Annotated in this window: 4 protein-coding genes; 3 read left to right on the plus strand and 1 reads right to left on the minus strand. The window is 60.4% G+C overall.

Annotated features, from left to right (window positions below):
* Positions 1-959: ATP-dependent helicase (locus tag VJ604_RS02795; RefSeq protein ID WP_324079865.1), on the plus strand; the 959-nt coding region annotated here is incomplete at its 5' end.
* Positions 960-962: 3 nt separating this feature from the next.
* Here the strand turns inward: VJ604_RS02795 and VJ604_RS02800 are convergent.
* Complete coding sequence (locus VJ604_RS02800; protein WP_349256660.1) at positions 963-1,595, minus strand: redoxin domain-containing protein; 633 nt, start codon at positions 1,593-1,595, stop codon at positions 963-965.
* Positions 1,596-1,795: 200 nt separating this feature from the next.
* Between VJ604_RS02800 and VJ604_RS02805 the strand changes: the two genes are divergently transcribed.
* Positions 1,796-2,314, plus strand: a complete 519-nt coding sequence (locus VJ604_RS02805) for a peptidylprolyl isomerase (RefSeq protein ID WP_324079866.1) — start codon at positions 1,796-1,798, stop codon at positions 2,312-2,314.
* A gap of 262 nt (positions 2,315-2,576) precedes the next feature.
* Positions 2,577-3,746, plus strand: a complete 1,170-nt coding sequence (gene metK, locus VJ604_RS02810; RefSeq protein WP_324079867.1) for a methionine adenosyltransferase — start codon at positions 2,577-2,579, stop codon at positions 3,744-3,746.
* Positions 3,747-3,843 lie beyond the last annotated feature (97 nt).

The raw sequence follows: 3,843 nt of genomic DNA on the forward strand, positions 1-3,843 counted from the left end.
GCCGCGCCTTCGAGGAGCAGCTCCGCTTCGAGGACATCCCCTACGTGCTGGTGGGGGGCACCCAGTTCTTCGAGCGCAAGGAGGTCAAGGACTCCATCTCCTACCTGAAGGTGATCGCCAACCCGCTGGACGAGGTGGCCCTCTTACGCATCGTCAACTTCCCCCGCCGCGGCATCGGCGACTCCACGGTGATCCGCATCAACCAGTGGTCGCTGGAAAAGGAGTGTCCCCTCTTCGAGGCGTTCGGCAGGGTAGGGGAGATCGAGGGGATCGCCGACAGCATCAAGGAGAAGGTGCTCGCCTTCCACCAGACGCTTGTGGACGCGGCCGCTACCTTCCGGGAGGAAGGGGGACTCGCCGAGAAGGGGAAGGCCCTTTTCGAGCGGCTGAAGATCGAGGACGAGATCTTTCGGACCATCGACGACCGCAAGGTGGCCAGGAGAAAGGTGGAGAACGTCGAGCAGATCATCAACTCCATGGCGGCCTACGAGGAGCGGGTGCCGCTGCCCACCCTGGGGGGCTTCATGGAAAAGGTCTCGCTGATGGACGAGGACCGCTTCTCCGGCAAGGACAAGAAGGATCACGGTCTGGACGCGGTGACCCTGATGTCGCTGCACTCCAGCAAGGGGCTGGAATTCCCCTTCGTGTTCCTGGTGGGGATGGAGGACGAGATCCTGCCGCACAAGCGGGCGATCTACGAGGACTTCACGGTGGACGAGGAGAGGAGGCTCTGCTACGTGGGGATCACCCGGGCGCGCCAGCAGCTGGTGATGACCAGGACGCTCTACCGGAAGAAGTACGGCAAGCTGCAGGAGCGGGTTCCCTCCCGCTTCCTGGAGGAGATCCCGGCCTCGGTCCTGAACGTGCAGCAAAGCGGGGAGGGCAAGGGATCCTCCCCCGAGGACGAGGCAAAGAACGCCGAAGGGTTTTTCGCCAAGATGCGGGCCATGATGGGGTAAAGACTACTCCTTGGGGATCGTCTTCTGGCCCGGCTTCCAGTTGAGCGGGCAGAGGGCACCGGTCTGCAGGGCCTCCAGGACGCGCAGCGTCTCGTCCACGCTTCTCCCCACGTCGAGGTTGTGCACCACCATGTACTGGAGCGTGCCGTCCGGGTCGATGATGTAGAGCGCTCGCAGCGCCACCCCCTCCTTGTCGTCCAGGCAGCCGTAGCTCTGCGCCGTTTCCTTTTTCACATCCGCCAAGATCGGGTACTGCAGCGCTCCCAGGTCCCCGCGCTGTGCCCAGGCGAGGTGGGAGAACTTGGTGTCGGTCGAGGCGCCCAAGACCACCGCGTTGAGCTTCTGGAACTCGGTTATCTTCTGGTTGAACCCCTTGATCTCTGTCGGGCAGACGAAGGTGAAATCCATCGGGTAGAAGAAGAGCACGATCCACTTCCCGCGGTAGTCGTCGATGGAGATCCGTTTGAATTCCTTCCCTTTGTCGGTGCTGACCAGTGCGTCCAGCGCGAAGTAGGGGGCGCGCTCGCCGACCTTGGCCATCCGCAGGCGGCCGTCATCGGCGGCGACGGCGGGGTGGCCCAGTGAGGAAGTGGTGATGGCGAGCGCTGCCAGGAGGATGATGGCGGTTATTTTCATTGCGACACCTTTCTCTTTGTGAGAGCAGTTCGTGCCGTTTGAGGTTTTGGCGTGCTGACAAAGGAGCCCTTCGTTGACCGCTTTACCAGCTGCTGTTCCACAGGCACGGGAAAAATTGTTTGCCTCGAAGATTATGTGTGATATTCAGATTGTATCCGTTGACGTGGAACAATCAACTCTAGTGAAAAGGAGCGACAGCAATGACTGAAGAAAAGAATCCCCAGGTCCTCATGGAGACCTCGATGGGCACCGTTAAGATCGAGCTTTTCAAGGACAAGGCACCCATTTCGGTCCGTAACTTCCTCTCCTACGTGAAGGACAGCTACTATGATGGTCTTATTTTCCACCGGGTGATCAAGGACTTCATGATCCAGGGGGGCGGGCTCGATGCCAGCATGCAGCCGAAGAAGACCAAGTTCGCCATCAAGAACGAGGCCACCAACGGGCTTAAGAACAAGCGTGGCACCCTCGCCATGGCACGTACCAGCGTGGTTGACAGCGCCACCTCCCAGTTCTTCATCAACACCGTCGACAACGCCTTCCTCGATCACAGCGGCAAGACCCCGGATCGTTTCGGCTATGCCGTCTTCGGCGAAGTTGTGGAAGGGATGGAGGTAGTCGACGCCATCCGCGCCGTGAAGACCGGCAACAAAGCCGGCCATCAGGACGTGCCGGTCGAGCCGGTGGTGATCAACTCCATCAGGCTGATCGAAGAGTAACCAGCACGCTGCACCGGTTCCCCTCTGCCAAGAGGGGAACCCCTTCCCTCTCTCGCTTTCTCGGCCACTTCGTCCATCGCTTCCGCTGTGAGAAAAATTTGTAATTACAAATTAACTGTGATACATTCACCGCTGCCCGCCCGCTGTCACAGCCACGCCTGGCCAGTCGGCGCACCTTATCATTGACAAAGAGAGCCGCGCTCTATACAATCAAGCGTTTTTTAAGCCTGACGTTTTCAACATTGTAAGGGGGTTTCACCACATGGAAATGAAGGATTTCATCTTTACCTCTGAGTCCGTCTCCGAGGGGCATCCGGACAAGGTCGCCGACCAGATCTCTGACGCTATCCTCGACGCAATCCTGACTCAGGACCCCGCCTCCCGTGTCGCCTGCGAGACCATGGTCACTACCGGTATGGCTGTCATCGCCGGTGAAATAACTACCAAGGCCATCGTCGATTACCCCAAGATCGTCAGGGAAACCATCCGCGAGATCGGCTACAACGACTCGGCCATGGGCTTCGACTGGGAGACCTGCGCCATCCTGACCTCGATCGACAAGCAGTCCCCGGACATCTCCCAGGGTGTCACCGAAGGCGAGGGGATGTTCAAGGAGCAGGGCGCCGGCGACCAGGGACTGATGTTCGGCTTCGCCTGCAACGAGACCCCCGAGCTCATGCCGATGTCCATCCTGCTTGCCCACAAGCTGGTCTCCAAGCTTGCCGACGTGCGCAAATCGGGCGTTCTGGACTTCCTCCGTCCGGACTCCAAGTCGCAGGTCTCGATCCAGTACATAAACGACAAACCGGTCCACGTCGACACCGTGGTCATCTCCTCCCAGCACTCCCCGGAGGTCTCCTACGAGATGATCAAGGAAGGGATCATCGAGGAGGTCGTCAAGAAGATCATCCCGGCCGAGCTGATGGACGAAAAGACCCGCTTCCTGATCAACCCGACCGGCCGCTTCGTGATCGGTGGTCCGATGGGCGACTGCGGTCTCACCGGCCGCAAGATCATCGTCGACAGCTACGGCGGTCACGGTGCTCACGGCGGCGGCGCCTTCTCCGGCAAGGACCCCTCCAAGGTGGACCGCTCCGCGGCCTACATGGGGCGCTACGTGGCGAAGAACCTGGTCGCCTCCGGCATCTGCGAGAAATGCGAGGTGCAGGTAGCCTACGCCATCGGCGTCGCCGACCCGGTCTCCGTTATGGTGGACTGCAACGGCACCGGCAAGATCCCCTCCAAGCGGATCGCCGAGATCGTGCGCGAGGTGTTCGACCTGAGGCCGCGTGCCATCATCGAGCAGCTCGACCTGCTGCGCCCGATCTACCGGAAGACCGCCGCCTACGGTCACTTCGGCCGCGAGCTTCCCGAGTTCACCTGGGAGCGCACCGACAAGGCCGCCCTGATCAGGGAGAAGGCTGGGCTGTAAGCGTTATTTCAGATTGCAAAGACAAAAGGCCGTCCGGCAAACCGGGCGGCCTTTTTTTATACCGCTGGATCCACGTTCCCTCCCCCTTCAAGGGGAG

The organism is Geomonas sp. (assembly GCF_035254065.1).
Lineage (GTDB): Bacteria > Desulfobacterota > Desulfuromonadia > Geobacterales > Geobacteraceae > Geomonas.